24 protein-coding genes are annotated in these 25308 nt (G+C 33.5%); 9 read left to right on the top strand and 15 right to left on the bottom strand.

Annotated features, from left to right (window positions below; translation table 11 throughout):
- Window positions 1-29: 29 nt before the first annotated feature.
- Complete coding sequence (locus tag FA046_RS17065) at window positions 30-2576, top strand: ATP-dependent Clp protease ATP-binding subunit (protein ID WP_136827755.1); 2547 nt, start codon at window positions 30-32, stop codon at window positions 2574-2576.
- A 108-nt stretch (window positions 2577-2684) separates the two neighbouring features.
- The gene (locus FA046_RS17060) at window positions 2685-3089 is read left to right on the top strand and encodes a hypothetical protein (RefSeq protein ID WP_136827754.1); all 405 of its coding nucleotides are present in this window, start codon (window positions 2685-2687) and stop codon (window positions 3087-3089) included.
- A 97-nt stretch (window positions 3090-3186) separates the two neighbouring features.
- On the opposite strand, the gene FA046_RS17055 is transcribed toward FA046_RS17060, so the two are convergent.
- From FA046_RS17055 to FA046_RS17020, 8 genes are all read right to left on the bottom strand, one after another.
- Complete coding sequence (locus tag FA046_RS17055) at window positions 3187-4419, bottom strand: carboxypeptidase-like regulatory domain-containing protein (RefSeq protein ID WP_136827753.1); 1233 nt, start codon at window positions 4417-4419, stop codon at window positions 3187-3189.
- Between the two features lie 138 nt (window positions 4420-4557).
- Window positions 4558-5190: a DUF6624 domain-containing protein gene (locus FA046_RS17050; RefSeq protein ID WP_136827752.1), complete on the bottom strand. Its 633-nt coding sequence runs from the start codon at window positions 5188-5190 to the stop codon at window positions 4558-4560.
- Between the two features lie 73 nt (window positions 5191-5263).
- Window positions 5264-6082: an enoyl-ACP reductase FabI gene (locus FA046_RS17045; RefSeq protein WP_136827751.1), complete on the bottom strand. Its 819-nt coding sequence runs from the start codon at window positions 6080-6082 to the stop codon at window positions 5264-5266.
- Between the two features lie 109 nt (window positions 6083-6191).
- The gene (gene recN, locus FA046_RS17040) at window positions 6192-7853 is read right to left on the bottom strand and encodes a DNA repair protein RecN (protein WP_136827750.1); all 1662 of its coding nucleotides are present in this window, start codon (window positions 7851-7853) and stop codon (window positions 6192-6194) included.
- Between the two features lie 31 nt (window positions 7854-7884).
- Window positions 7885-8781 carry a type IX secretion system protein PorD gene (porD, locus tag FA046_RS17035; protein ID WP_136827749.1) on the bottom strand — a complete coding sequence of 299 codons (897 nt, stop codon included), beginning with the start codon at window positions 8779-8781 and terminating at the stop codon, window positions 7885-7887.
- A complete protein-coding gene (coaBC, locus tag FA046_RS17030; RefSeq protein WP_136827748.1) occupies window positions 8778-9974 on the bottom strand; it encodes a bifunctional phosphopantothenoylcysteine decarboxylase/phosphopantothenate--cysteine ligase CoaBC in 1197 nt (398 codons plus the stop codon). Before coaBC ends, porD begins: the two co-directional genes overlap by 4 nt.
- Before the next feature lie 27 nt (window positions 9975-10001).
- Window positions 10002-10334, bottom strand: a complete 333-nt coding sequence (locus FA046_RS17025; protein ID WP_136827747.1) for a DNA-directed RNA polymerase subunit omega — start codon at window positions 10332-10334, stop codon at window positions 10002-10004.
- Entirely contained in the window at window positions 10324-11187 is an 864-nt protein-coding gene (locus tag FA046_RS17020) for an outer membrane protein assembly factor BamD (RefSeq protein ID WP_136827746.1), read from the bottom strand. Before FA046_RS17020 ends, FA046_RS17025 begins: the two co-directional genes overlap by 11 nt.
- Before the next feature lie 183 nt (window positions 11188-11370).
- Here FA046_RS17020 and FA046_RS17015 point away from each other — a divergent pair, with 183 nt between their 5' ends.
- The 3 genes from FA046_RS17015 to FA046_RS17005 are packed head-to-tail and all read left to right on the top strand — an operon-like array spanning window position 11371 to window position 13844.
- Window positions 11371-12159: a PhzF family phenazine biosynthesis protein gene (locus FA046_RS17015; protein ID WP_136827745.1), complete on the top strand. Its 789-nt coding sequence runs from the start codon at window positions 11371-11373 to the stop codon at window positions 12157-12159.
- Between the two features lie 3 nt (window positions 12160-12162).
- Complete coding sequence (locus FA046_RS17010; RefSeq protein WP_136827744.1) at window positions 12163-12375, top strand: DUF3820 family protein; 213 nt, start codon at window positions 12163-12165, stop codon at window positions 12373-12375.
- Window positions 12372-13844 carry a gliding motility-associated C-terminal domain-containing protein gene (locus tag FA046_RS17005; protein WP_136827743.1) on the top strand — a complete coding sequence of 491 codons (1473 nt, stop codon included), beginning with the start codon at window positions 12372-12374 and terminating at the stop codon, window positions 13842-13844. The genes FA046_RS17010 and FA046_RS17005 overlap by 4 nt, the downstream gene beginning before the upstream one ends.
- A gap of 5 nt (window positions 13845-13849) precedes the next feature.
- Here the strand turns inward: FA046_RS17005 and FA046_RS17000 are convergent, their stop codons facing one another.
- The 7 genes from FA046_RS17000 to FA046_RS16975 form a co-directional block, all read right to left on the bottom strand.
- Window positions 13850-14344 carry a GtrA family protein gene (locus FA046_RS17000; protein ID WP_136827742.1) on the bottom strand — a complete coding sequence of 165 codons (495 nt, stop codon included), beginning with the start codon at window positions 14342-14344 and terminating at the stop codon, window positions 13850-13852.
- Window positions 14345-14559: 215 nt separating this feature from the next.
- Window positions 14560-15783: a TCR/Tet family MFS transporter gene (locus FA046_RS16995; protein ID WP_136827741.1), complete on the bottom strand. Its 1224-nt coding sequence runs from the start codon at window positions 15781-15783 to the stop codon at window positions 14560-14562.
- 263 nt (window positions 15784-16046) lie between these two features.
- Window positions 16047-16544, bottom strand: coding sequence for a DUF6169 family protein (locus FA046_RS16990; protein ID WP_136827740.1), 498 nt, complete (start codon window positions 16542-16544; stop codon window positions 16047-16049).
- Window positions 16528-16686, bottom strand: coding sequence for a hypothetical protein (locus FA046_RS17365; RefSeq protein WP_169303411.1), 159 nt, complete (start codon window positions 16684-16686; stop codon window positions 16528-16530). The genes FA046_RS16990 and FA046_RS17365 overlap by 17 nt, the downstream gene beginning before the upstream one ends.
- A 492-nt stretch (window positions 16687-17178) precedes the next feature.
- Window positions 17179-18144, bottom strand: coding sequence for a tRNA epoxyqueuosine(34) reductase QueG (gene queG, locus FA046_RS16985; RefSeq protein ID WP_394347373.1), 966 nt, complete (start codon window positions 18142-18144; stop codon window positions 17179-17181).
- On the bottom strand, window positions 18144-19016 hold the full coding sequence (locus FA046_RS16980; RefSeq protein ID WP_136827739.1) for an ATP-grasp domain-containing protein: 873 nt from the start codon (window positions 19014-19016) through the stop codon (window positions 18144-18146). Before FA046_RS16980 ends, queG begins: the two co-directional genes overlap by 1 nt.
- 3 nt (window positions 19017-19019) lie before the next feature.
- Window positions 19020-19871, bottom strand: a complete 852-nt coding sequence (locus FA046_RS16975) for a dienelactone hydrolase family protein (RefSeq protein WP_136827738.1) — start codon at window positions 19869-19871, stop codon at window positions 19020-19022.
- A 291-nt stretch (window positions 19872-20162) separates the two neighbouring features.
- Between FA046_RS16975 and FA046_RS16970 the strand changes: the two genes are divergently transcribed.
- The 4 genes from FA046_RS16970 (at window position 20163) to FA046_RS16955 (ending at window position 25127) form a co-directional block, all read left to right on the top strand.
- On the top strand, window positions 20163-21938 hold the full coding sequence (locus FA046_RS16970; RefSeq protein ID WP_136827737.1) for a tetratricopeptide repeat-containing sensor histidine kinase: 1776 nt from the start codon (window positions 20163-20165) through the stop codon (window positions 21936-21938).
- 43 nt (window positions 21939-21981) lie between these two features.
- The gene (locus FA046_RS16965; protein ID WP_136827736.1) at window positions 21982-22650 is read left to right on the top strand and encodes a response regulator transcription factor; all 669 of its coding nucleotides are present in this window, start codon (window positions 21982-21984) and stop codon (window positions 22648-22650) included.
- 256 nt (window positions 22651-22906) lie between these two features.
- On the top strand, window positions 22907-24661 hold the full coding sequence (locus FA046_RS16960) for a hypothetical protein (RefSeq protein ID WP_136827735.1): 1755 nt from the start codon (window positions 22907-22909) through the stop codon (window positions 24659-24661).
- Window positions 24662-24689: 28 nt separating this feature from the next.
- The gene (locus FA046_RS16955; protein ID WP_136827734.1) at window positions 24690-25127 is read left to right on the top strand and encodes a hypothetical protein; all 438 of its coding nucleotides are present in this window, start codon (window positions 24690-24692) and stop codon (window positions 25125-25127) included.
- The last annotated feature ends 181 nt before the right edge of the window (window positions 25128-25308 follow it).

The raw sequence follows: 25308 nt of genomic DNA, 5'->3' as shown, positions 1-25308 counted from the left end.
CGTTCAACACTACAAGAGAAAGGTTTTATATGGAAGCTAAATTTTCACCGAGAGTAAAAGATGTTATTTCTTACAGCCGAGAAGAGGCTTTAAGATTAGGTCATGATTATATAGGTACAGAGCACTTATTATTAGGTTTGATAAGAGAAGGTGATGGCGTAGCAATAAAGATTTTAAAATCTTTAGGTGTTGATACGGCTAAATTAAGAAGATCAGTAGAGGATGCTGTTAGAGGCAATTCGGGAACTACCGTTAATTTAGGAAACATTCCTTTAACTAAACAAGCAGAAAAAGTTTTAAAGATTACCTATTTGGAAGCTAAGATTTTTAAAAGCGATGTGATAGGTACTGAACATTTATTACTATCTATTTTAAGAGAGGAAGATAATATTGCTTCACAAATACTTGCACAATTTAATTTAAACTACGAGATATTTAAATCTGAAGTGGAAAATAATAGAGAAGGTTTTAGAGACGATCCAACCGGTTCTGCCGCTGGTGGTGAGGATGAGTTTAAAGACGAGGATTCTTTTACTACTCCCAAAAAAGTTTCCGATATTAAATCTAAGACTCCTGTTTTAGACAATTTTGGAAGAGATTTAACACGTATGGCCGAGGATGGAAAATTAGATCCTATCGTTGGTCGTGAGAAAGAAATTGAAAGAGTTTCGCAAATCTTATCTCGACGTAAGAAGAATAATCCAATTTTAATAGGTGAGCCTGGTGTGGGTAAATCTGCCATTGCAGAAGGTTTAGCCTTAAGAATTGTACAGCGTAAGGTTTCAAGGGTTTTATTTAATAAAAGAGTAGTGACGCTTGATTTAGCTTCTTTAGTTGCCGGTACTAAATACCGTGGGCAGTTTGAAGAGCGAATGAAAGCTGTAATGAATGAGTTAGAAAAATCTCCTGATGTCATATTATTTATAGATGAGATTCACACCATAGTTGGTGCTGGTGGAGCTTCTGGTTCATTAGACGCTTCTAATATGTTTAAACCTGCTTTGGCTAGGGGAGAAATTCAATGTATTGGTGCTACCACTTTAGATGAATACCGTCAGTATATTGAAAAAGATGGAGCTTTAGATCGTCGTTTCCAAAAGGTAATGATTGAACCGGCTACACCAACAGAAACTATTGAGATCTTAAACAGAATTAAAGACAAATACGAAGAGCATCATGGCGTAACTTATACAGACGAAGCTATTAATGCTTGTGTAAGTTTAACTTCAAGATATATAACAGATCGTTTCTTGCCAGATAAAGCTATTGATGCTTTAGATGAAGCAGGTTCTCGTGTTCACTTAACCAATATTCATGTTCCGCAAAATATCATTGATATAGAGCAAAAGATAGAGCAAATTAAGGTTGAGAAAAACAAAGTAGTTCGCAGTCAAAAATATGAAGAAGCAGCAAAATTAAGAGATACTGAGAAAAACCTTTTAGAAGAATTGGAAAAAGCTAAAACCGAATGGGAAGCGGAAACCAAAACTAAAAGATACATTGTATCTGAAGATAATGTTGCCGAAGTGGTTTCTATGATGACTGGTATTCCGGTTCAAAGAGTTGGTCAGGCAGACAGCCAAAAATTATTAGGCATGTTTGAGAAAATCAACGAAAAAATTATTGGACAAGATGATGCTATCAAGAAATTAACCAAAGCCATTCAAAGAACAAGAGCTGGATTAAAAGATCCTAAAAAGCCAATTGGTTCATTCATATTCTTAGGCCCAACAGGAGTTGGTAAAACAGAATTAGCCAAAGAATTAGCTCGTTTTATGTTTGATTCTGATGATTCTCTGATTCAGATTGACATGAGTGAATACATGGAGAAATTTGCAGTTTCTAGATTGGTAGGAGCGCCTCCGGGATATGTAGGTTATGAAGAAGGCGGTCAGCTTACTGAAAAAGTAAGAAGAAAACCTTATTCTGTAATTTTATTAGATGAGATTGAAAAAGCTCACCCTGATGTATTCAATATACTTTTACAGGTATTAGATGAAGGTCAGTTAACAGATTCTTTAGGTAGAAAAGTAGATTTCAGAAACACGATAGTGATTATGACTTCTAATATTGGAGCTCGCCAGTTAAAAGATTTTGGCCAAGGTGTTGGTTTTACCACCGCAGCCAAAGCTTCTCAGGCCGATACCCATAGTAGAGCCGTTATAGAAAGTGCTTTGAAAAAAGCTTTTGCGCCAGAATTCTTAAATAGAGTAGATGATGTGATTGTATTTAATTCTTTAGAAAAAGCCGAAATATTTAGAATTATTGATATTGAGCTGAAAGCTTTATTTGGTAGGGTACATGCTTTAGGTTATGAGATTAAATTGACCGAAGAAGCAAAAGAATACATTGCCGATAAAGGATTTGACCCTAATTTTGGAGCCCGACCATTAAAACGAGCAATTCAGAAATTTTTAGAAGATCCAATTGCCGAAGAAATTCTTAAAGGAGAATTAGTAGAAGGTGATACCATGGAAGTGGACTTTGATAAAGAAAAGCAAGAAATCAGGATTCTTGCAAAAACTTCTAAAAAGAAGAAAAAGAAAGAAGAGGAAGAGAAAGAAGGTGGAGAATAAAATTTGAAGCCCCTTCATAGAAAAGCATCGCAATATTTGCGGTGCTTTTTTTGTTTAAGATGCAACCAATAGTGAAAAGCTATCGTCTTTAAATAAAGGACAAACAATATGAAAAAGCTGATGATTTTATTTGCAGGGTTGTTGATACTAGGAGTATCCTCCTGCCGCAAAGTAACCGAACAATATTATACGGTACCCAACAAAACAATTTTTTATAGTGTAAATGCCAGCAGCTGGACAACTACTGATGGGGGTTTTACTTATTCTGCTTCTCTTAGCTTTTTGCAAGGAGATAGTTATGTGAATACTTATGATGGATTATTAGTTTATGTGTCTTATGATAATGGAAATAACTACATATCTGTACCACAAACTTACAATGGATTAGCATACAGCTATTCGGCTTCTAACAGTAAAGTGGTATTGGAAGTTCAAAGTTCAGATTTTAACCAAGTGATCCAAAATCCAGGGGTTTTAAGCGTTAAAGTAGTAATGATTCCGTCTGAAGAATAGTAATAAGGGTTTGTGTTGTGATTAAATTAATAGAAGCGATAAAGCCTCTGCTTTTTTTAAGTAGAGGCTTTGTTTTTTTTAAACTATTAAATTTTTTTTAGTGTGCTTGCAACCTAACGGGGAGATAATCCATTGGGACGCTGTCTGCAACTTTTTCCCAAGACCAATAGCCTTCATAAATCATTGATTTTGTATTATATATAGCTCCACTTTGATAAAAGTAAATAGGTCTTATACTTAAGTTGATTAAACTTATTTGGTAATTAGGCATATCTAAAGGTCGTGAAATGGACTGGTTGAATAGATTTGCATAAATTGGATGTTCCTTCTCGTTTTTATAAACGACATAAAGAATATCATTAAAGTCTATTTTTTTAATGTTGCTATCGAAAGTTTTTACCAATGTATCTGGCAATACTTCAGCCTTATTTAAAGTGGAGATTGTTTTTGGCATGTTGTTTTTAGAAAGCCAATATTCCAACGAATCATTTGTTTTACCATTTAAAAAAAATGTATCACCTGTTTTTGCCCTAAAACGTCTAATATTAGCTTTAATTAAACTATCTGGCGGACGTTGAGTATTTATATGTTTTATTAATTTATGTATCACAAAGCCTTCTTTAATACTATTCTCTTCGTATAAAGAGCGAAAAAAATGTTGAGGAGAACCATTGTAAGCTTCTAATCGCTTTTTAGCCCATTGCTTTTTTTTACTATCAGAAGCCGGTAAATCTTCATAATAAGGAGAACCTTGGTAGAAAATGATTCTATTCACCATATCATATTCAAATTCTTTGATTAAGTATTTGATTTTATAACCCAAAGCTTTGTTTTCTATCAACAAGAATTCATCGCAGCTGGCTGTTAAGGTTCTGCTTTGCTGATCGAAATTTAGATAAAGTACATCAGGATTGATGATTTTGCATTGTGCTGCATTTGGCGTTTTTCCAATAAAAAATTCGGTAAAAGTTTTTAAGTTGTATTCTCTATTTAAATCGGGTTTCACCACCACTTCATTGAGTTGAATGGTGTTTTCTACCAACGTAATGTTTAATCCTATATTTTTGTCAGAAACAATAACCTGAAATATACCAGATTTAAAACCTACCATTTTCACCAATAATTCATAATTTCCGGGGTTTAATTTCAAGCTAAACTCGCCATTATTATTACTAATTGTTGCGTTTTTATAACCACTCACAAAAATTCCTGCTCCAGGTAAAGATTCTCCCTGTTTATCTTTTACAATGCCGCTAATGGTGAAATTTTCTTGAGCATAGGTTTCATTAACGTAAACAGAAAAGAGTAAAATGAATAAGTATTTAAACATGTTCAAGTTTACAACTAATTTGTTAGTTTAAAAACTTTGTTTTTTGGATTTGATTTCTTGAAAAAGAGTAGGGATAACCCTCAGGTTATCTTTTTATAGGAATATTTATTTTAGGATAACCCGAGGGTTATCCCTACATTAATTTTGTTTCTTGGGAAGAGTTTCTTTTGGATTATAAAGTGCATTTAGTCTTAATGCATTTTCCTCAACTGCGGTTGTGAAGCCCATTTTAGTTCTTCTTTTATTGACATTTTTAGGGTCTAATATAGGCCAGATTACTATTAATTCTTTAGTTTCCCTTAAACCACTTACAGCCTGTGTTCCATAAATTTGTTTTTCACCTTCATCCATTAATATTCTATCCTCCATCATTGCAGCATAGGTTTTTTTAGCTTCATGTTTATTTGCCAGATCTTTTAATTGAGGAAAGTATTTCTTCATCGTTTTTAAATCTGAATGCTGAACCACAAGAAATAATGCATCAGCGGCATCTTCTCCAATTTTACTTTGTTTTATCCAACCATAATTTTCAAGAATATTAAGCACATCTTTTTTGTTTGCTTTATCTATAGAATCCATGCTTTTTATGATTGCAGGAATTTCTTTCGGAGTAGCAGATAAATAAGATTCTCTAATGGATTGATCTGCTTCTCGTATTTTTGAAAGCTTTAATCTCAAGTCATCATACGGAATTACTTTTTCATTTGAACAACTCACCACCTGAAAAAGTATGGCAAATAATAAAATTGAAATCCTCAGTTTAATTTTCACAGGGTTAAAAAAGCTAAAACAAAAAAAAGAGCTATCAACTAGCTCTTTTTTTTGTTAATGAGTATTTGTAATATTATTCTCCACCACCAATTTTATCCATTACATCCATACTTACACCAGTAGAAGAATATCCACCATCATGGAAAAGATTTTGCATGGTTACCATACGTGTTAAATCTGAGAATAAAGTAATGCAATAATCAGCACAAGATTGTGCATCAGCGTTACCTAAAGGAGCAATTTTATCAGCAAAATCAAAGAAATTATCAAATCCTTTAATTCCAGAACCTGCGGTTGTGCGAGTAGGAGATTGAGAAACAGTGTTAATTCTCACTTTTTTATCTAAACCATAATGATAACCAAAACTACGGGCAATAGACTCTAGCATCGCTTTAATATCAGCCATATCGGTATAGAAAGGGTAGGTACGTTGTGCGGCCATATAAGTTAAGGCAACAACGCTTCCCCATTCATTAATGGCATCTAATTTTTTAGCTACAGCTAACATTTTATGTAAAGACATGGCCGATACATCAATACCTTTTGAGAAGTAATCGTAGTTTAACTCTGGGTAAGGCACTTTCTTTCTAATGTTAACACTCATTCCAATTGAATGCAAAACAAAATCTATTTTACCACCTAAAATCTCTTGAGATTTAGTGAATAAATTGGTTAAATCTTCCACACTAGTAGCATCTGCCGGGATAATTTGAGATCCTGTTTTTTCTGCTAAACCATTTATTTCTCCCATTCGCATGGCGATAGGCGCATTGGTTAAAACAAATATTGCACCTTCTTCATGTGCTTTTTCTGCTACTTTCCAAGCAATAGAGTTTTCATCTAGTGCACCTGAAATGATGCCGCGTTTTCCTTTTAATAAGTTATAAGCCATTTTTTATCAGTTATCAGTATTCTGTTGTGAGTTATCGGTTACCAGTTGTTGACATGGATAACATTGATATTTATTTGTAAAGGTTATAAAATTTTAGATTTTATTAGCATTAATTTTCTAAAAGCTCTTTAGCATTTTGTAATGCCGATTCTTTTGGATTTTCGCCGCTTAACATTTTTGCTATTTCTACTATTCTTTCCTCGGTATTCAACTTTTTAATTTGAGTAAAGGTAAAATCATCTTTAATTTCTTTGTGTACAAAATAGTGCGAATTACCTTTGCTAGCCATTTGAGGTAAATGTGTAATGGTAATTACCTGCATATCTTGTGCTAATTGCTGCATAATATTTCCTACTCTGCCAGCAACTTCGCCAGAAACTCCGGTATCAATCTCATCAAAAATAATGGTGGGTAAAGCTGTTTTTTTAGCAATTAAAGATTTTATACTCAACATTAACCTAGAAAGTTCTCCACCTGAGGCTACCTTATTTAATTCGTTTAATTGATGCCCTTTATTGGCGTTAAACAAAAATTTGATTTGATCTATTCCATTTTGATCAAATTGATGGGCTGTAGAAACATCATGTTGTATTTTAAGTTGTGCATTGTTCATCCCAACTTGAGCCAAAGTATTGATGATATGTTTTTCTATAGCAGGAATTACTTTTGATCTGTTAGAACTTATTTTTTGAGCCTTGAGCTGTAGTTCAGCATTGATTTTTTCTAATTCAATCTCGAGTTTCTGAATATCATCATCGGCAAACAAAATTTTATTTAACTTCTCAGATAAATCATTCTGAAGAGCCAGCAATTCTTCATTATTGTTAACACGATGTTTTTTTTGTAGCGCAAACAACAAACTTAATCGATCGTTAATTTCATTTGCCCTCAACTCATTAAAAGAAGTAGATTGTTCTAAATCGTCTAATTCATCAGCAATATCTTTAATTTCTATGATACAGCTTTTTAATCTTTCAGAAAATGTAGCAATAGAAGGGTTGTATTTTTCTAAAGATTGAAGCTGATTGAGTGCCTCTTTTAATTTAATTAAAGCGGCATCTTCACTGTTAGCAATTAAATAATTTGAAGAAAGCAAATTCTTTTTAATTTCCTCGGCATGGGTTAAGCTATTGAGCTCATTTTCTAAAAGTTCTTGCTCATCAGCAATAATATTTGCGGTTTCTAATTCGTCAAATAAAAACTGAAAGTAATCTTGATCAGCTTTAGCCTTATCTAAATCGTCTTGTAAAGTTTTTAGCTTTCGCTGATGCTTTTTAAAAACTTGAAACTGTAATTGATAGCCGGTTAATAAATCTTGATTCTGAGCCATCACATCAACCACCAAAAGCTGAAAATCGGCATTGTTGATTTCTAAAGTAGCATGTTGTGAATGCACATCAATCAGCTTTTCTCCTAAAGATTTAAGGATAGAAAGCGTGACGGGTGTATCATTAATAAAAGCCCTGGATTTACCTTCTAAACTAATTTCTCGTCTTAAAACTGTTTCATCATCATAATCTAAATCATGAGTATTAAAAAAGTCTTTTAAAGTGTAAGATTGAATATTAAAAAAACCTTCAACAATACATTTTTTTTGTTGATTAAAGAAGTATTTCCCTTCTGCTCTTTGGCCTAAAATTAAGCCTAAAGCACCTAAAACAATAGATTTTCCGGCTCCGGTTTCTCCTGTAATTACATTTAAATCTTTATCAAAAGCAATGTCTAGATTATCAATTAAGGCATAGTTTTTTATCAGCAATCTGCTTAGCATAACAATTCTTTTCTTTTGGCTTTAGGAATGATTATTTAGCGTTTTTAAGCTCCTCATATTTTGTAGCATTTGCCGGATCGGCATCAGCCATGATATTGTATATTTTGGTTCTTTCTAAAGGATCAGATTTGCTAAATATACTGATAATCTCATCGGCTTTGGCCGAAAAGAAAACCTGATTAAACATGGCACCTTGCTTTTGTTTATCTAAAGTACTTAAAGCTGGTAGCGCTTCTGCAATGTTTTTTCGGCCTTTATTTAAATTATCGCTCATCAAATCTAATCCTTCTCTATGGTAAGCATATAATATTTCTCTCAAAGGTAAATAGCTTTTATTGTTCAAATTTTCTACCATCCAATATCGGTTTCTTAATCCTTCAAAAGCTTTCCAACCCGTGTAAGGTGCATTTTGTGCATTATTTAAAACATTTTGAGCTTTAGAAAAATACGCTGAGCCACCTAATTTAGAAAAAGTATCTGCATCTAAACCTACAATTACATAAGCGTAAAATGCCAACAATGAACTTAAATTATTAATAAAGTTTTGATCAGCAAAATCTAAAGGTTGCCCTTCAGAATAGTTGAAATCAAAATTTTTATCATTTAAACTTAATACTGTTGAGTTATAAGTGCTTCCAAAAACTGGTCGGCTACTTAATACTTGTGCTTCGGCTTTAAAGTTACTTGAACCATCCCATTCTTTAATAGTGATGACCAAATTACAATCAATTCTTTCTGAAGCTTGTAGTTGTGCTTCGCTCCATTTTCTGTTGTTCAAAAAATCAGTAATGGCTGTTTCTAATACTTCTAGCGGTCTTTTATTGGTGCTTTGTACTTGGGGAGATAAAATTTGCACTCTTGCATTCAAATCCTGACTATAGCCATAAAATGAAAGAAGTAAAAGTGAACAAGCAATTAAAATTTTCATAAGCTAGCAATTATTTTAGCGCAAATATCTTTAGCAACTTCTGTTTTAGTTTTAAGCTCAAACGTAGTTTTCACTAAATTTTTATCAATAATGGTAATTTTATTGGTGTCTTTTTTAAATCCAGCTCCAATATCATTTAAAGAATTTAAAACAATAAAATCTAAGTTCTTTTTTTTGAGTTTTTGGATTGCAAAAGCTTCTTCATCATTAGTTTCTAAAGCAAAGCCAATTAACAATTGATGAGGTTTTTTAGCTTCACCTAATTGATAAAGAATATCCTCTGTTTTTTTAAGTTGGATAGAAAAATCTGTGGCTTCTTTTTTAATTTTTTGAGTCGCAACTTCTTGTGGGGTATAATCTGCAACAGCAGCACTCATGATACAAATATCAGTTTGCTCAAATTCTTGTTTGCAAGTCTCTAACATTTCAGCTGCTGATATGACATCAATTTTTTTAATACCTTGATTGGAAACGGTTAGAGCAGTAGGGCCACTAATTAAAGTAACCTGAGCGCCTTGATTAGCCAATTCTTCGGCAATAGCATAGCCCATTTTACCAGAGGAATGGTTACCTATAAACCTCACCGGATCTATAGCCTCATAAGTTGGGCCGGCTGTAACTAATACTTTTTTATTTTTTAGCGGAAGGCTTTTGCTAATGTCATTAACAATAGCATCAAAAATTTCTTGAGGTTCGGCTAATCTACCTTCTCCATAAAGTCCGCTAGCTAATTCACCAGCATTAGGTTTAATAATTTGATTGCCGTAACTAATTAATTTATGAATATTCTTTTGAGTAGAAGTGTGTTTCCACATGTCTAAATCCATGGCAGGAGCCAAATAAACGGGGCATTTAGCAGATAAATAAACAGCGCTTAATAAGTTATCACATAAACCATTTGCCATTTTTGCTAATGTGTTAGCTGTGGCTGGTGCAATAATCATTAAATTAGCCCAAATGCCTAATTCAACATGATTATTCCATTCCCCAGTTTCGGTTTTGTAATAATCTATAAAAACAGGATTTTTAGAAAGTGTAGAAAGTGTAAGAGGAGTAATAAACGAGGTAGCGTCTTTGGTCATTACAACCTTAACGTTTGCACCAGCTTTTACAAATAACCTAACCAGCTCTGCTGATTTGTAGCTTGCAATACTGCCGCAAACGCCAAGAAGTATATTTTTATCTTTAAGCATATTTATAATGCTCAAATATAGAACAAATTACTTTTGTTCTTTAGAAGGATTTCTGTAGTAAACCTTTCCGTGAATAAATTCGTCTATAGCAACTAAAGAAGGTTTTGGCATTCTTTCATAATGCTTAGAAATTTCAATTTGCTCTCTGTTTTCAAAAACTTCTTCCAAGTTATCATTAGAACTTGCAAATTCAGCTAGTTTACCATGAAGCTCTTCTTTCATGTTGGCCGCAATTTGGTTAGCTCTTTTACTAATCACAACTAAAGACTCGTAAACGTTTTCTGTTTCAATATCAAATTGTCTTAAATCTCTGGTTACTGTGGTGTTAGCTACAGTAGGTTTTGTTATGTTATTGCTCATTTTTTTGTTCCGTTTTAATTCCCGAATAAGTTGCTAATATTTTCTTTGTTTCCTCAATACCCTTTAAAGCATCGTCTTTTAATTGATTAGCTTCTTTTAAATAGGTACTTTTTGGATATTTCTCTATAAATCTGGTGTACTCGGCAATTGCTTCGTTATACCTATCTTCTTGCTTGGTTTCTAAACTGTTTTTAGCGTACAAATACTGCGCCTTTATAGTTAAGAAATCCATTTCTTCGGCATATTTTGTATCAGGAAAATCTTTAGTAGAGTTTCTGAATGCAATTACAGCCGCTTGATAATCACTAATATCTAAAAATAATTTAGCGTTAGCGTAAGACTTTTGTTCTAATTTATCTCTTAAATCTAAAATTAATTTACTGGCTTCGGCAACTCTATCACTCTTTGGATAAAGGTTGATAAAAAATTGTAATGCCTCTATTGCTTTGTAGGTATTATCTTGGTCTAATGAAAAATTAGGAGAATCTAAGTAAAAACAATAAGCCGCTAAAAACCTACATTCTTCTGCTTTTGCACTATTTGGATAAGTATCTGCAAAAGTTTTAAAGTGGTATCTTGCTGTTAAAAAATCTTTTAGTTTATAGTTTGTGTAAGCAAAATAGTAGTATAAATCTTCAGATTCTGCTCTCCCTCTATAACGCTGAACCAAATCATCAAAAAGGATTAAAGCTTTTGAATAATCATTTTTGTTGTATAAACGAATGGCTTCCTGATATTTTTTACCAACATCAGTACTTAATCTTAGTTTCTCAAACTTGCTTTTACAACCAGTAAAAACAATAGTAACAAATAGAATAAAGCTTAGAATTGCTAAGCTCTTGTTTTTAAACATCCCGCAAAGATAGATTAATAAATAATACAAGTCAATTTTAAATAAATAACTATTGCTAAACTATGATATTTAAATGCAACACCTATTTAATTAACAAATTTTAACAGCTTTTACGCCGAATCTTTGATAATACTTTTCAAAATAAAGAATCTTCTTACCTTCACCTAAACTTAAATTCATTCAATGAACAAATTAACCATCTATCAAGTTGATGCATTTACCGATCAAGTATTTGGCGGAAATCCAGCTGCGGTTTGTGTATTATCCAATTGGTTATCAGATAATTTGATGCAAAATATTGCTGCCGAAAATAATTTAGCAGAAACTGCTTTTGTAGTTAAAGATGGGCATCAATTTTTAATCAGATGGTTTACTCCAACTACTGAAGTTGATCTTTGCGGTCATGCTACTTTGGCTGCCGCTTTTGTGTTAGAGAAATATTTTCATCCTGAAATTTCTCAGTTAGAATTTTATTCTCACCGCAGTGGAATTTTACCTGTTCATTACCAAAATGGAGTTTTTACTTTAGATTTCCCTACAGATGTTTTGGTAGAGATAGAATGTCCTCAGCCGTTAACACAAATATTTGGATCAAGCATTATTCAATGTTTAAAAGGGAAAACAGATTATCTCCTCATTTTTAAAAATCAAGAGGAGGTGGCTTTAGCCGATCCTAATTTTAACGAATTGGCAAAAGTAAATTGCCGAGGAGTGATTATTTCTGCACCCGGAGAAGAAGTTGATTTTGTTTCTAGATTTTTTGCCCCTCAAGTTGGGGTAAATGAAGATCCTGTTACGGGTTCGGCACATACCACTTTAATTCCTTATTGGTCTAAGCAGTTAGGAAAGAAAAAATTAACTGCACAACAAATATCAAAACGAGGCGGAAGTTTATGGGTGGAAGATATGGGCGAAAGAGTTAAAATCAGCGGCAAAGCAGTACTTTATTTAGAAGGAACTATTTTTTACTAAGTTATGGATTCGAGTATTTTACTGGATTTAGTTAAAGTAAGAATGTACTTTGGTAAATATAAAGGTCGCCTACTTTGCGATTTGCCTGTGTCTTATTTAGAGTGGTTTGCTGCAAAAGGTTGGCCACCCGGGAAATTAGGACAACAGTTGGCCACTATTTATGAGATTAAGTTAAACGGATTGGAAGATTTATTGAAACCATTAAGAAGAGGATGAAGCTAAAATTGCTATTGGTGTTTCTTTTATGCAGCAATTTTAAACTAAATGCACAAGTATGTACAGGTAGTTTGGGCGATCCAACGGTGGTTATTAATTTTGGATCGGGACCTTCTTCTGTAGGACCTTCATTAGGCGCTGCCTCTACCAGCTATCAATATAAAGGAGCTGATTGCCCTGATGACGGACAATACGTAATTACCAATAGAACAACCAGTTGTTTTAGTAATACATGGCATACACTAACTGAAGATCATACGCCTAATGACACAAATGGCTATATGTTTTTGGTAAATGCAGCAAATAATCCTGGGATATTTTACACCTTTTCGGTTGAAAATTTATGTCCAAATACCACTTATGAATTTTCTTCCTTTATAGCGAATGTAATTAAGTCTTCTGCGCCATGCGGAGTGATAACGAAACCTAAAATCACTTTTAGGGTGGAGCAAGAAGATGGAACGTTAATTAATACTTATTCTACCGGTTTTATTAATGATACCAATTCCCCGGAATGGAAAAGTTATGGGTTTTTCTTTAAAAGCCCATCAAATGTATCTAAGGTGGTTCTTAAATTAATTAACGATTCTGGCGGAGGCTGCGGGAATGATATAGCGCTTGATGATATTACTTTTAGACCCTGCGGACCCACAATTTTAGCTCAAACAGTAGGGATTACTACAGGAGGTAATTTACAACTTTGTGAAGGATTAAGTGCTAATTATAATTTTAGAGCCGATGTATCTACAGGTTATTTAGACCCTGCTTTTATATGGCAAGTAGATAAAAATGATGGACAAGGTTGGTTTGATGTGCCAAACAGTAATACAAAAGATTTAAATGTTTTTATTGCTAACGCCGATTTAAAAGGATACACCTATAGAATGGCAGCTGCCGAAAAGGAAAACATCACTTCTTTAAGTTGTAGAGTTTTTTCAAACCCGATATCCATTACCGTGAATCAAAAATTTACAGTAAATGCAGGATTAGATATTTATGTGTTAGAAAACCGACCAACAAAAATTATGGCTGTTGCTCCGCCCAATTTAACTTATAAATGGTCGCCGGTAACTTATTTGGATGATGCCACTTTATTACAGCCTACTGCAACAGCCACCGTAACTACTTCCTATAAATTAGTAGTTACAGATTCACAATCTGGTTGTGAGGCAGAAGATGAAGTTACTATTTATGTAGATCAGGATTTAAAAATACCCGATTCTTTTACTCCTAACGGGGATGGCGTTAATGATTTATGGGAAATTAACGGAGTGATGGGGAGTGCTGATGTTGATATTTCTGTATTTAACAGGTACGGACAAATTGTATTTAAATCAAAAGGTTACCAAAAAGGATGGGATGGCAAATTGAAGAACATCCCCTTACCTCAAGGGATGTATTATTATATTATAGATGCTCATTCTCCACAACTACCTGTTTATAAGGGAAGTTTACTTATGATTAGATAAAAAGCTTAAGTTTTTTTGAAAGAGAAATTTCTTTGAGAAAAATAGCTGAATATGATGACCAACCCGGTGGTTACAATCATTGAAGGGGTAGGGTACCAGCCAAATTTTTCAACAAATAATTTAAGGAACACGTAGTTGAGCAAAATACAAATGAGAACGACCAAAAAATATCTAAAGAGCTGAATTCTCTTTTTTAGATAGGAGCCTTCAAACACCACAAACATATTTAAGTAATAGCCTATTGGAAAAGTGATGAAAAAGGCAATGATGAAAGCAGCAATATGCGGACTAATAGCCACAAAAGGTAAATGAAGAATCTCTTTTTTTAATATAAAATTATAAGCAATAAAGTAGATAAAGATGTTAAAAGCTGTATTTCCACCTCCGCAGGCAGCGTAACGAAATGTTTGAAGAGGCAGGAGCTTTTTAAATAAAGGATAGAAAGCATCAATGATACTTAAAAGCAGTTTTTTAAATCGCAGGTGGATTTTGTAGAACATCTGCTACAAATATAAAAATCAAATGGTTTTTTAAAGGTTAAATTTTGTTAATAGCCAATTTGTTGGGAATTGTTTTGAAGTTTGTTGGTGCTTTAATGATGGAAAAGACATGTTTTTGTTTGTTTTTAGATTTGTCAACTCTCTTATAAAATTAGCAAGAGAGTTGACAAATCTTTAATCATAATATACTAACTGATCGCTAGATAATAATGGTCTTAAACAGGCTTTTTATGATTATATCTTAAACTTCTGTACGCTAAATAAACACTTAATAGCACTAAAATTCCACTCAGTAAAAAAGGAGCGCCAGGGAATTGAAACGGCGTACCCGGTCTGGTAAAATAAGCGAATAAACTTGTCATTAATGGAGGTGCAAAAATGGTGGTAGCGCTCATTAAGCTGGTTAAAGCGCCTTGAATTTCACCTTGCTCATTAGATGGAGCAAAACCGCTGATGATACTTTGCAGTGCAGGACCGGCGATTCCTCCCATAGAGTATGGAATGATAAAAACGAACATCATCCAGCCGGAGGTGGCAAATGCGAAAAGAAATAAACCAATACCGTAAAATAATAAGCCAATGTATAAACTCTTTTCTTGACCAAATTTTGGAATAGCCCATCTAATTACACCTACCTGAACCACGCCAATCATTAAGCCAATAAAGCCTAAAGAATAACCTACCCAAGCTTCGTTCCATTTAAATTTTTCCATTCCGTAATAAGACCATGTACTTTGCAAGCCATTATTGGCGGTGTACATGAGAATTAAAGTAAAGATTAAACCACTTACAGCAGGATATTTTTTTAATTGAAGAAGAGAGCCCACAGGGTTTGCTCTTTTAATTTCAAAAGGCCTTCTTTTGTGTGCAGGTAAAGATTCTGGAAGGACAAAAAAACCATAAATAGCACCTAATAAACTTAAACCGGCAGCGGCAAAAAATGGTACACGAGAACCAAATTGACCTAAAACACCACCAATTACTGGCCCAAGGATAAAACCCAATCCAAAAGCGGCGCCAATGATTCCAAAGTTTTGAGCTCTTTTCTCAGGCTCACTAATATCTGCAATGTAGGCTGCGGCTGTTGTGAAGCTGGCGCCTGTAATTCCGGCGATCACTCTTCCTACAAATAGCCACCAAATGGTAGGTGCAAAAGCAAGAAAAAGGTAATCTATGCTAAATCCTAATAAGGAAAATAATAAAACGGGTCTGCGGCCATATCTATCACTTAAATTCCCCAAAATAGGGGCACAAATAAATTGTACAAAGGCATAAGCAAAGGTTAACCAACCGCCATAACTTGCTGCCTCACTTAAATTTCCATGAATTAATTCGGAGATTAATTTTGGTAAAACAGGAATAATGATTCCTAAGCCAGTAACATCTATTAAAAGGGTGATGAATATGAAGCTTAAGGCTGCTTTGCCATTTTTTGCCATGGATAAAAATTTTGGTAAAAATGCAGATTTAGTTTGGAAGCTTTTGTTTTGAGCAATAAAATTTATTTTAGCTTTAAATAGAAGAATTTTAGTTTTTTAACCCTAGAATAATAAATAAGAAAGCAACAAGTTTGGCTTTATTTAGAAAATTGTTCTAAGACTTGTGGTAGATGGCGCACCTTCATCAGAGAAATCAGGTGAGGCCATTTACTCTATTATAGGAAGTCTTTATAGATATTTGATTAGTGTCAATTCTTATCAGATTAGGATTCTTTTTCTGAAACTAAATCTCGAATGTAGTTATCTATAGCTTCAAAAGCTAATTCTCGTAGTGGATTGTCTCTTAATATTAATGTGCCAACATATATTGGTTTATCATTATAAATTGACGTTGTTTTATGATGTTCAATATTGTCAGTAAGAGATTCATTGTACCATTTGCTGAAAGTTATACTTCTTTGCCTTGCAAGGTTATCATCATGAAAACAAAAATAAATTAATGTATTACTTCCATTTGAGCGGAAAAATTCATTTACTATAAAAATTATAGTTGCTTTTATTTTTGGGTCGTGTTTAGCTGCAAACTTTTCTGAATTGTATGAACCGTTTTTTTCAAATCCAAAACTGTAAACTTTGTGAGTGTTTCCTTCTTTATCATCTACCAAACATTGTGTGAAGAAAGCAGTATATTCTATCTCGTCATCAGTCTTGAAAATATAAAAGCCATGTTGGGTCTTTGTCAGATTATATTGGGGAGACAATCTTTATACCTTTTAAAGTAGACAAATCTTTGCCATTTTTTATGGCATTCATAATTGTTAATTTGTCTTGCATCATTTTAACCAAAGGATTGACACAAGATTTCTCTTTTGCTTTATTTACCATGGTGTTATTTTTTGACATCTTATCACAAATTTAAGATTATTATTTATTTAAACACATAATACGTACCAAGAATTATTTTGTTTTACTGTTAAAGCCGCATATGGCGCAAAAATGAAGGTTGAGGAAAGTGGGCAAAGGCTTCTTGTGCTTTTTTAAAATGAAGATTAATGATGGTTTATAAGGGAAGATTGAAAACAGTATAATTGAGGTAATGGTATGTTAATGAAAATGCAAGGCACAAGTATCCATTTCACAAGCCAACGCTACATACTTGCGCCAAATGGGGGCTTTCGTGAGTATCCCTATTTAAACCCCAATATGGCGCAAGAATGAAGGGTAAGGAAAGTGGGTAAAGGCTTCTTGTGCCTTTAAAAGAAGAGATATCCTTTTTTTCCTTGCCATTTTACAAATGACAAAAAAAGATTCCTTGCCTGCGGCAGGCAGGTATCGGAAAGCCTAGCCTGTCCCGATTTTTCATCGGGATTTAAATGCCCAAATTATAGTTCACCTTTAAATTTTCAAAAACTCAATATTCCTTTTTAACCCTGTTATTTTAGCTCTTTTAACTGCCGAGTTTTTAAACACAGTTTGAAAAATTTCTTCGGTAATATCTTCCCAGTCAGATTTTTTCAGGTGGAGTAAATCTGGGTGAGGCTCAAAAGCTGGTTCTTGATGTGGGACAGCAAACCTATTCCATGGGCAAACATCTTGGCAAACATCGCAACCAAACATCCAATTGTCCATTTTTCCTTTAAATTCAGTCGGGATTTGGTCTTTTAACTCAATAGTGAGGTAAGAAATACACTTGCTGCCATCTACTACATAAGGTGCAACAATAGCTTCGGTAGGGCAGGCGTCAATACATTTGGTACAATCTCCGCAATGGTCGGTAATAAAAGGTTGATCTGGGGATAAGTCAACATCTATAATGAGCTCTCCTAAAAAAAAGAACGAACCGGTTTGCTTCCCAATTAAATTAGAATGTTTGCCCTGCCAACCTAAACCTGCCTTTTGTGCCCAAACTTTATCTAAAACTGGTGCCGAATCAACAAAAGCTCGTCCATTAACTTCTCCAATATGTGCTTCTATAAAATGTAATAAAGATTTGAGTTTGTCTTTCAGTACAAAATGATAATCGGTTCCGTAAGCGTATTTAGATAGTTTTGGAGCGGTTTGGTCGACTGGTTTTTCTTCGGTAAAATAATTGAGTGATACTGAAATCACCGATTTTGCATCTTCAACTAATAATCTGGGATCAAGGCGTTTGTCAAAATGGTTATTCATATAATCCATTTTGCCATTGTAATTTTTAGAGAGCCATTGTTCTAATTTGGGCGCTTCTTCTTCTAAAAATTGTGCTTTGGCAATTCCACAAAAAGAAAAGCCAAGGCGTTTAGCCTCAGCTTTAATTATTTCTGCATATTTTTCTTTTGGGATAGCCATCTTATTGGCAAATATAGAGCTTTTAAGCCCCATTAAGACAGCATGGCTTTTAAAGCTTTATAGTAATTTTCATAAGCTTGCGGATGAGTGAATAGGAATAAAAAGGGTTCAATCAGTTCTAATTCCATTAAATTAAAGGCTCCGTTCACATCAACACCATCTACACGAGCATATAAACAGTCTTTTGCAAAAAGATCTACATATTGTTTTGCTATCGAAATTTGCTCGTCAGAAGGGTTTTGTGGATGAATTGTGCCACCTAAATAATGCTGCACTCTAAAATCTCCTGACTTTGCTTTCTTTAATAAACTATGGCTAAAATCTCCATTAAAAAATAAAAAAGACCATTCGCCTTCGTCTTCAATTTCTTTAAGAAAAGGCTGAATCATAAAGGCTTCTTCTTTTAGTAAAAGATGGATGAGGACTTCAATTTCTAAAACGGTTTGCTTAGTAAACCTAAATGTGTTTTTAGAACCACCACTCACGGTAGGTTTAATTACTAATTCATCAGCACCTAAAATTTGAAAGTAGGATTTTAAATCAGGAAGCGTATTTTTCTCGCAAAATTGGGTTTGAGTAACCGATAATCCTTCTTTTTGAATAGCAGCTAAATAGTGTTTATCACTATTCCACCTGATGGTATCATAAGGGTTTAATAATTTGATATTTAGTTTTTCTAAACCATTAAGCCAATCATTAAATTGTGGAAATTTATCAAAATAATCCCAAGGAGATTTTAAAACAGCATGAGTGTATGTTGACCAATCAACACTTTCGTCGGTCCATTTTTCTTCGGCAATAGCTAAACCTTTTTCTTGTAAAAAGGATAATAGTTTTCCATCCTCATCTTCTACAGACGAAGCATATTTACCCACGTTTTCGTAGGTGATGTAAGCGATATTCATTAATTATTTAAGCTCTTTTTTGAATAATTCTAAAGTTCTGTCCCAAGCTAATTTAGCCGCAGCTTCATTGTATCTGGTAGGAGAGGTATCGTTATTAAAAGCATGGTTTACACCATCGTAAACAAAAATTTGATAGTCTATTTTATTGGCTTCTAAAGCTTCGCGATAAGCAGGAATGCCAGCATTTATTCTTTCGTCTAAACCACCATAATGCAACATTACGCTTGCTTTAATTTTAGAAACATCTGCTGCTTTTGCTTGCCTGCCATAATAAGCTACTGCTGCATTTAATTGAGGGTCATTAACGGCTAAGTCGTTAGCCATTCCGCCTCCCCAGCAAAAACCTACACAAGCAGTTTTTCCGTTACCTTCGGGTAGTTTTCTTAAATAAGTTAAGCTATCTAAAAAGTTTTGAAGATTTTTTGCCGCGTCTATTTTAGCAAATAAACCTCTGGCTTCCTCTTCATTGGCAGGTGTGCCGCCAAAAGGTGATAAGGCATCAACCGCTAAAGCGATATAACCAGCGTTTGCTACTCTTTTAGCCACTTCTTTAATATGGGGGTTTAGACCTCTGTTTTCATGAATCACTAAAACAGTTCCTAATTTCTTTTTGCCTTTTGGTTTTGCTAAAAAACCTTTCATATCTCCGTTTTGCGCAGGATAGGTAATATCAGCGGTAATAAGATCAGGATAATCTATAGTTTTTGCACTGGCGTAATTGTTTTCTAATAAAGGTAAAACAGTAAGCGCTACTGCCATTCCTCCGGTTAGTTTTGCTAAACGCTGAATAAACCCTTTTCTATCCATTTTAGAATGGGTGTATTGATCATATAAATTGATGATTTCCTGATCCATGATATTGATTAATTTGGTTTAAAGTAAATCTATTGATTCTTAAGTGAATTAGATAGCGTTAAATGTGTAAAGTTTTTAATACCAAAAGAAGTTAAAATGAACGCAAAATGTTTTATGTGGTATAAATTTTAAAATTTGATTTTAAATACATTTTAAAGTAGATATATTTATTGTTGATTAATTATCAGTCATGATTAGAAAATATTTATTTTTTTGCATGGTTTACAGACATATTTAGAAAGTATAAGCTATTAAAAATTAACTCACATTTTATTAAGAACCATTAGTCTAATGAAATTTTTTGCACTCCTTTTATTCCTTTTTCCTGTTTTAATTATAGCAGCTCCAATTTCTAAGGATAGTTTGCAAATAAAAATTAATGCTGCAAAAAGCGATCAAGATAAAATAACCATTTATCAGAACTATGGATTAGAATTTTCTCAATCCGGAGATTTTAAAAAATCTATTGAATGTTTTAATCAGGTAGTTAAAATTGCTCGCAAGAAAAAAAGCATTGAAATTATAGCATCAGCTTATAATGAGATTGGAAATTCTTATGCAGATATGGGAGAAAATTCTAAAGCTTTAAAATATTATCAGGAAGCCTTAAAAGTATTAGGCGATAAGGATTTTGCCTTGCAAGCTAAAATAAACAAAAATATAGGGGCTCTTTTTTTAAGCTGGAAAAAATTAGATCAAGCATTAAATTACTACAACATTGCCGAAGAATTAGCGATTAAAGTTAAAGATGAAAGAACGGTTGCAGATTTAGCCAATAATAAAGGAACAGTTTATGAACAGCAAAATTTGTTTTTTAAGGCTTCTGAATCTTATCAAAAGGCACTAAACTTTTATCTCAAAGAAAATATTAGCGATAGAATTTGCTTAACCTACAATAATTTGGCAATACTTTATAAGGTTAAAAAGGATTTTATTAAATCGGCTGCTTACTATAAAAAATCTGTTGAATATGCTGATAAAGCAAACAATAAATGGTTAACGGCTGCAATAGGAAACAACTTAGGTAATTTGTTGAGCGAAATGGGACAATATGCCGAAAGTGAACAATACCTTAAAAAGGCCTTAAAGCTAGAGAATGAAATTGAGGCAAAGGAACTGATTCCAGAAACTTTAGAGAATTTAGCTCAAAATGAACAGAGAAGAGGCGATTTTAAGCAAGCTTATAATTATCAACAACAGTTTTCTAAAGCACAAGACCAATTTATTAATTTAGAAAACACAAAAGAGGTAAGCCGCCTGCAAGAACAATTTGATGCCACCAACAAACAAAAGAAAATAGAATTATTAAACAAAGAATCTAAAATACAGCAACTTACTTTATCTAAAAGAAATAATACTATAGCCGTAATTACCTTTTTTTTTATCGCTATAGCTTTTATTAGTTCACTAATTTTTAGCAGATATAAATTAAAGCAAGAAAGTAAATTTAAACTGGCAACTGTAGAAACTAAAAATCAAATTCAAGAAGAAAAACTAAGAATATCAAGAGAATTACATGATAATATTGGCTCGCAACTAAGTTTTATCAATAGCGCAATTCAAAATATAAATGATAAAAACCCTGCCGATACGCAGCTTATAGAAACTCAAAAAATTGCACAAAATACCATCAGAGAACTTAGAAGTACAGTTTGGTTAATTAATCAGCAAGAGTTTAGTTTAGAGGAGTTTATCATTAAATTAAGAGATTATGTAAAGCCTTACCATAACGGTAAACCACATATTACTGTAGAAAATTTAACAGTAGATCATTGCATTTTACAACCTATAACCGCTACAAACCTTTTTAGAATAATACAAGAAGGGGTAAATAATGCCATTAAACATGCTGATAGTACCGCTTTAAACATCACCATTTCTGGTGGAGACAAAAACGACCTAAGCGTTAATATTTCTGATAACGGTAAGGGATATGATTTAGAAAGTAAACCAAGTGGTTACGGATTAAAAAATATAAAATCAAGAATAGAAACACTTGGTGGCCAATACAGCATAAAAACAGGTATTGGTAAGGGTACGGCTATTCAAATTAACATTCCAATTTAATAATACGCAACAATTCGTATTTCAATTTTAAAAAGAAACCAAGATGTTTGGAGTTGATTTGAAAATGCCCATAACCATAGCCATAGCAGAAGATAACAGCTTAGCATTGCAAACCTGTTTAAGTAAATTAAACCCTTACCCCGAGTTTAAAGTTTTGCTAACAGCTTACAATGGCGAAGAATTAATAAAAAATATACAGCAGCATCCAATAGATATTGTGCTCATGGATATTCAAATGCCCGGAATTGGAGGCATAGAAACCACCCGAACATTAAAAATGCTACATCCACAAATTAAAGTATTGATGCTCACCACCTTTGATGACGATGAGAATATTTTTAAAGCCATTTTAGCTGGCGCATCCGGTTATTTACTTAAAGAAGAAACTGCCGATATTTTGCATCAATCGGTGATAGAAACCTTATCTGGCGGGGCAGCCATGTCGGCAGGTATAGCGCTTAAAGTGCTCAATTTATTAAGAAACCCAGTATTACACGATAAGCAAACTCAATTACAAGACTTTGGTTTAACCAAAAGAGAATTAGAATTGTTAAGTCAGCTTAAAAATGGCCTCAGTTATGAGAAAATAGCCGATAATCTATACATCAGTTATGGTACCGTTCGAAAACATATCGAAAATATTTACAGAAAACTACAAGTAAATAACAAGACCAACGCTTTAGAAAAAGCAACCCAAAACAGATTAATCTAAAATTTTTAGAAAAACTTAAACCTGCACTTCAAACAGCGTTAGTCCCGTTTTACGCTATAGTCCTCCTTCGTAAAAAACTCAGTCCGGGCTGCCGCTTCACACGGGTTTAGGAAACCAAGCCTGTGTTTCAAATAAAGGGTTTGTTAAAATCTCAACTCAAAATACAGCTTATAAGCATATAAATACGCAGTTCATCGTATGGATTTACCTCTTCATTTTTCATCAATTTGATGCTATCAATCAAACAAAAGAAATCATGAACAGAAAAATTTTTACTGTTACCGTTTTAATTATCGGCTTTAGCTTAAACTCATTTGCCCAATTAGGGAAACTAAAAGGCTTAGTGGGTAAAAAAGATACTACTAAAACAGAAGAAACCACAGCCGACAAACCAAAGAAAGAAGGTGGTGGCTTTGGTGCAGGCTTAATGAATAAAGTAGTAGGCAAAATGGCAAAAGCCGCTTTCGCTGTAGGCGGCGGGGCAATGGGTATGGTAGGCAATACTGATGACTTAACATCTGTTACACTTACACCTGGCTTAATGACAAATTTACATCCATTAGCAGTACAAGAAATTGGACAAGATTTTTTTGGAGGATGGGAACCTGGAGGCTCAATATACACGATGATGTTTACTAGTAAAACTGGCTGGAAAGCCACCAAAATTAACGGAAGCGTTAAAGTTGATGGTGTGCTAGCAAACTATGTTACTATGGGTGTTTACTCATCGTTTTCAAAAAATAAAGAGCCAAGAAAGGTAGAAATTGTTAGCGATAAAGGTCAAAACTCTTCTTTTACCATCAACCCTCCAACCCATAAAATCAAATTACTTTCGGTTAATGGCCAAAGCTCAAATGCAACTTTAGATTTAAATAAAGATGTAGTATTAGAGTTTGAAGATATGCCCGAAGATACAAAAACGCCAATTTTAGTGCAGCTTACTGGTTCACAAATTGGAATTAAAACATTTTATGCAGTGGGCTATTTTGCACCTAAAAAGAAAATAGTGATTCCGCCTGCTATGTTTAGAAATATGGCCGGTGCAGCCGAGGCAAATATTGCTTTTAACGGTTGTTATTTACAAGTATCTAGAAGCAAAAACGAAAGCGCTGTTAATGTTACAGGCATTTATCCCGAAGTTAAATATGGGGCAATGGTTACCGATGGAATGTTTATTAATGTAACCACTAAACCTGCTTTTAATAAAGGGATAGAGTCAAAAGGAAAAGAAGGGTCAACTGAATATGTTGTAAATAAATCAAGTGCCATCAACAGCCCAAATTTTGGAAGTATGAAAACCTTAGGTATAATGGGTTTTGCAGCTAAAGGAAGTACATCATTTTATGATCAAAAAACTAAATATGTAATGGGAGGTGGTTATGAAACCACCACTAAAATTGCATCATTCCCACAATTCCCTACCGAAGTTTGGGACGATGTTTTAAACCAATTGTATGGTAAAATAACAAATGCCTTAATTACTGAGTTTGGGGTTAAGCTAGTTGATGTAGATAAAATCACCAATTCTGTGGCTTATAAAGCAGCTACACCTTACGATACACCCGAAGAAAATACACATGACGAGTTTTTTGTCACTTACAAAAACACAAAAAGTTTAAATGGTATCAGGCCAATAGCCGAATCTTTAGCGGCTAACACTACAGAGCATAAGGTGATGCAAGAAACTGGCGTAAACTCACTTTTGAAACTCATCTTAAATTTTAAACTAAACTTTGAAGGAAGTTCTGCCTACATGACTACAACAGTAAATTTCGAACTTTTAGCTCCTGTTTTAGGCGACACTTATCAAACCCATTATTTAAAAGGAAGCTTAAATGGGGCTAAGTATGATCTCCAAAAAAATAAAAAAGTTAGTCCAGCGGATTTAGCTAACAATGTGCTTAACATCAATAGTTTAACAGCTGCATTTACAAAAGCTTTACAAGATATAAAAGCTAAAGAAAAATCTAATCCAGATTACGATACAGAATGGGCTACAATGAACAATTAAATTTTAAAACTTAATAGATAAAACAATCATGAAAAATCAAATTAAAAGTATGCTATTATTAATAGCAGTAATGTTTACAATTGGTTGCGAAAAAGAAGATCCAATCTCAACAAATGTTGAAGGAAGCCTAACTGCTAAATTTAATTTTTATAACACTACAACTCAGGCATGGTCGGCTCCCGAAAACTTTACTGCCACAAGTGTTATTACAACAAAAAGTAATAACGATTATACCATTGTAGCCAAAGATGTAAGTAATAATACAGTACTTTTTTCTGCATCAGCAGTTACTGCTGTTGGTACTTACGTAATTAGGGGGACTTATAAAAAAGGAACTGTAGATTATAATGCAGGTAGTGGACAAATGATTATTACCGCTATAGGTACAAATAGTTTAACTGCAACCGTGATTTTAGAAAACCAAGCATGGTCTTTTTACGATGGTAAATTAACAGCTACCTTTTAAGGAAACGTTAAAAACTTAAATCAATTAATAGGGAAATCTTTAAAAAAGGTTTCCCTATTTTTTATTCCTTTCATTTTCCACCTAGCCCCTTTAATGCAAGGAGTATTAAAAGATACGCAGTTTATCGTATGGATTTCTCTTTTGTAAAAGCTCACTTTTACTATATCAATAAAGATAAAAT

It is taken from the genome of Pedobacter cryophilus (genome assembly GCF_005116455.1).
Taxonomy (GTDB): domain Bacteria; phylum Bacteroidota; class Bacteroidia; order Sphingobacteriales; family Sphingobacteriaceae; genus Pseudopedobacter; species Pseudopedobacter cryophilum.
The sequence above is the reverse complement of the archived record's forward strand: the minus strand, read 5'-3'. Positions and strand labels throughout refer to the sequence as shown.

Excerpts from the sequence above, each read along its gene's own strand:
- FA046_RS16995 (WP_136827741.1), bottom strand. The coding sequence starts at position 15,783 with ATGGCAAAAAATGGCAAAGCAGCCTTAAGCTTCATATTCATCACCCTT.
- FA046_RS17065 (WP_136827755.1), top strand. The coding sequence starts at position 30 with ATGGAAGCTAAATTTTCACCGAGAGTAAAAGATGTTATTTCTTACAGC.
- porD (WP_136827749.1), bottom strand. The coding sequence starts at position 8,781 with ATGAAAATTTTAATTGCTTGTTCACTTTTACTTCTTTCATTTTATGGC.
- FA046_RS17020 (WP_136827746.1), bottom strand. The coding sequence starts at position 11,187 with ATGTTTAAAAACAAGAGCTTAGCAATTCTAAGCTTTATTCTATTTGTT.
- FA046_RS17000 (WP_136827742.1), bottom strand. The coding sequence starts at position 14,344 with ATGTTCTACAAAATCCACCTGCGATTTAAAAAACTGCTTTTAAGTATC.
- FA046_RS17060 (WP_136827754.1), top strand. The coding sequence starts at position 2,685 with ATGAAAAAGCTGATGATTTTATTTGCAGGGTTGTTGATACTAGGAGTA.
- FA046_RS17055 (WP_136827753.1), bottom strand. The coding sequence starts at position 4,419 with ATGTTTAAATACTTATTCATTTTACTCTTTTCTGTTTACGTTAATGAA.
- FA046_RS16980 (WP_136827739.1), bottom strand. The coding sequence starts at position 19,016 with ATGAATATCGCTTACATCACCTACGAAAACGTGGGTAAATATGCTTCG.
- FA046_RS16965 (WP_136827736.1), top strand. The coding sequence starts at position 21,982 with ATGTTTGGAGTTGATTTGAAAATGCCCATAACCATAGCCATAGCAGAA.
- FA046_RS17365 (WP_169303411.1), bottom strand. The coding sequence starts at position 16,686 with ATGTCAAAAAATAACACCATGGTAAATAAAGCAAAAGAGAAATCTTGT.
- FA046_RS17005 (WP_136827743.1), top strand. The coding sequence starts at position 12,372 with ATGAAGCTAAAATTGCTATTGGTGTTTCTTTTATGCAGCAATTTTAAA.
- FA046_RS16960 (WP_136827735.1), top strand. The coding sequence starts at position 22,907 with ATGAACAGAAAAATTTTTACTGTTACCGTTTTAATTATCGGCTTTAGC.
- FA046_RS17015 (WP_136827745.1), top strand. The coding sequence starts at position 11,371 with ATGAACAAATTAACCATCTATCAAGTTGATGCATTTACCGATCAAGTA.
- recN (WP_136827750.1), bottom strand. The coding sequence starts at position 7,853 with ATGCTAAGCAGATTGCTGATAAAAAACTATGCCTTAATTGATAATCTA.
- FA046_RS17010 (WP_136827744.1), top strand. The coding sequence starts at position 12,163 with ATGGATTCGAGTATTTTACTGGATTTAGTTAAAGTAAGAATGTACTTT.
- FA046_RS17045 (WP_136827751.1), bottom strand. The coding sequence starts at position 6,082 with ATGGCTTATAACTTATTAAAAGGAAAACGCGGCATCATTTCAGGTGCA.
- coaBC (WP_136827748.1), bottom strand. The coding sequence starts at position 9,974 with ATGCTTAAAGATAAAAATATACTTCTTGGCGTTTGCGGCAGTATTGCA.
- queG (WP_394347373.1), bottom strand. The coding sequence starts at position 18,144 with ATGGGGCTTAAAAGCTCTATATTTGCCAATAAGATGGCTATCCCAAAA.
- FA046_RS16955 (WP_136827734.1), top strand. The coding sequence starts at position 24,690 with ATGAAAAATCAAATTAAAAGTATGCTATTATTAATAGCAGTAATGTTT.
- FA046_RS16975 (WP_136827738.1), bottom strand. The coding sequence starts at position 19,871 with ATGGATCAGGAAATCATCAATTTATATGATCAATACACCCATTCTAAA.
- FA046_RS17025 (WP_136827747.1), bottom strand. The coding sequence starts at position 10,334 with ATGAGCAATAACATAACAAAACCTACTGTAGCTAACACCACAGTAACC.
- FA046_RS16970 (WP_136827737.1), top strand. The coding sequence starts at position 20,163 with ATGAAATTTTTTGCACTCCTTTTATTCCTTTTTCCTGTTTTAATTATA.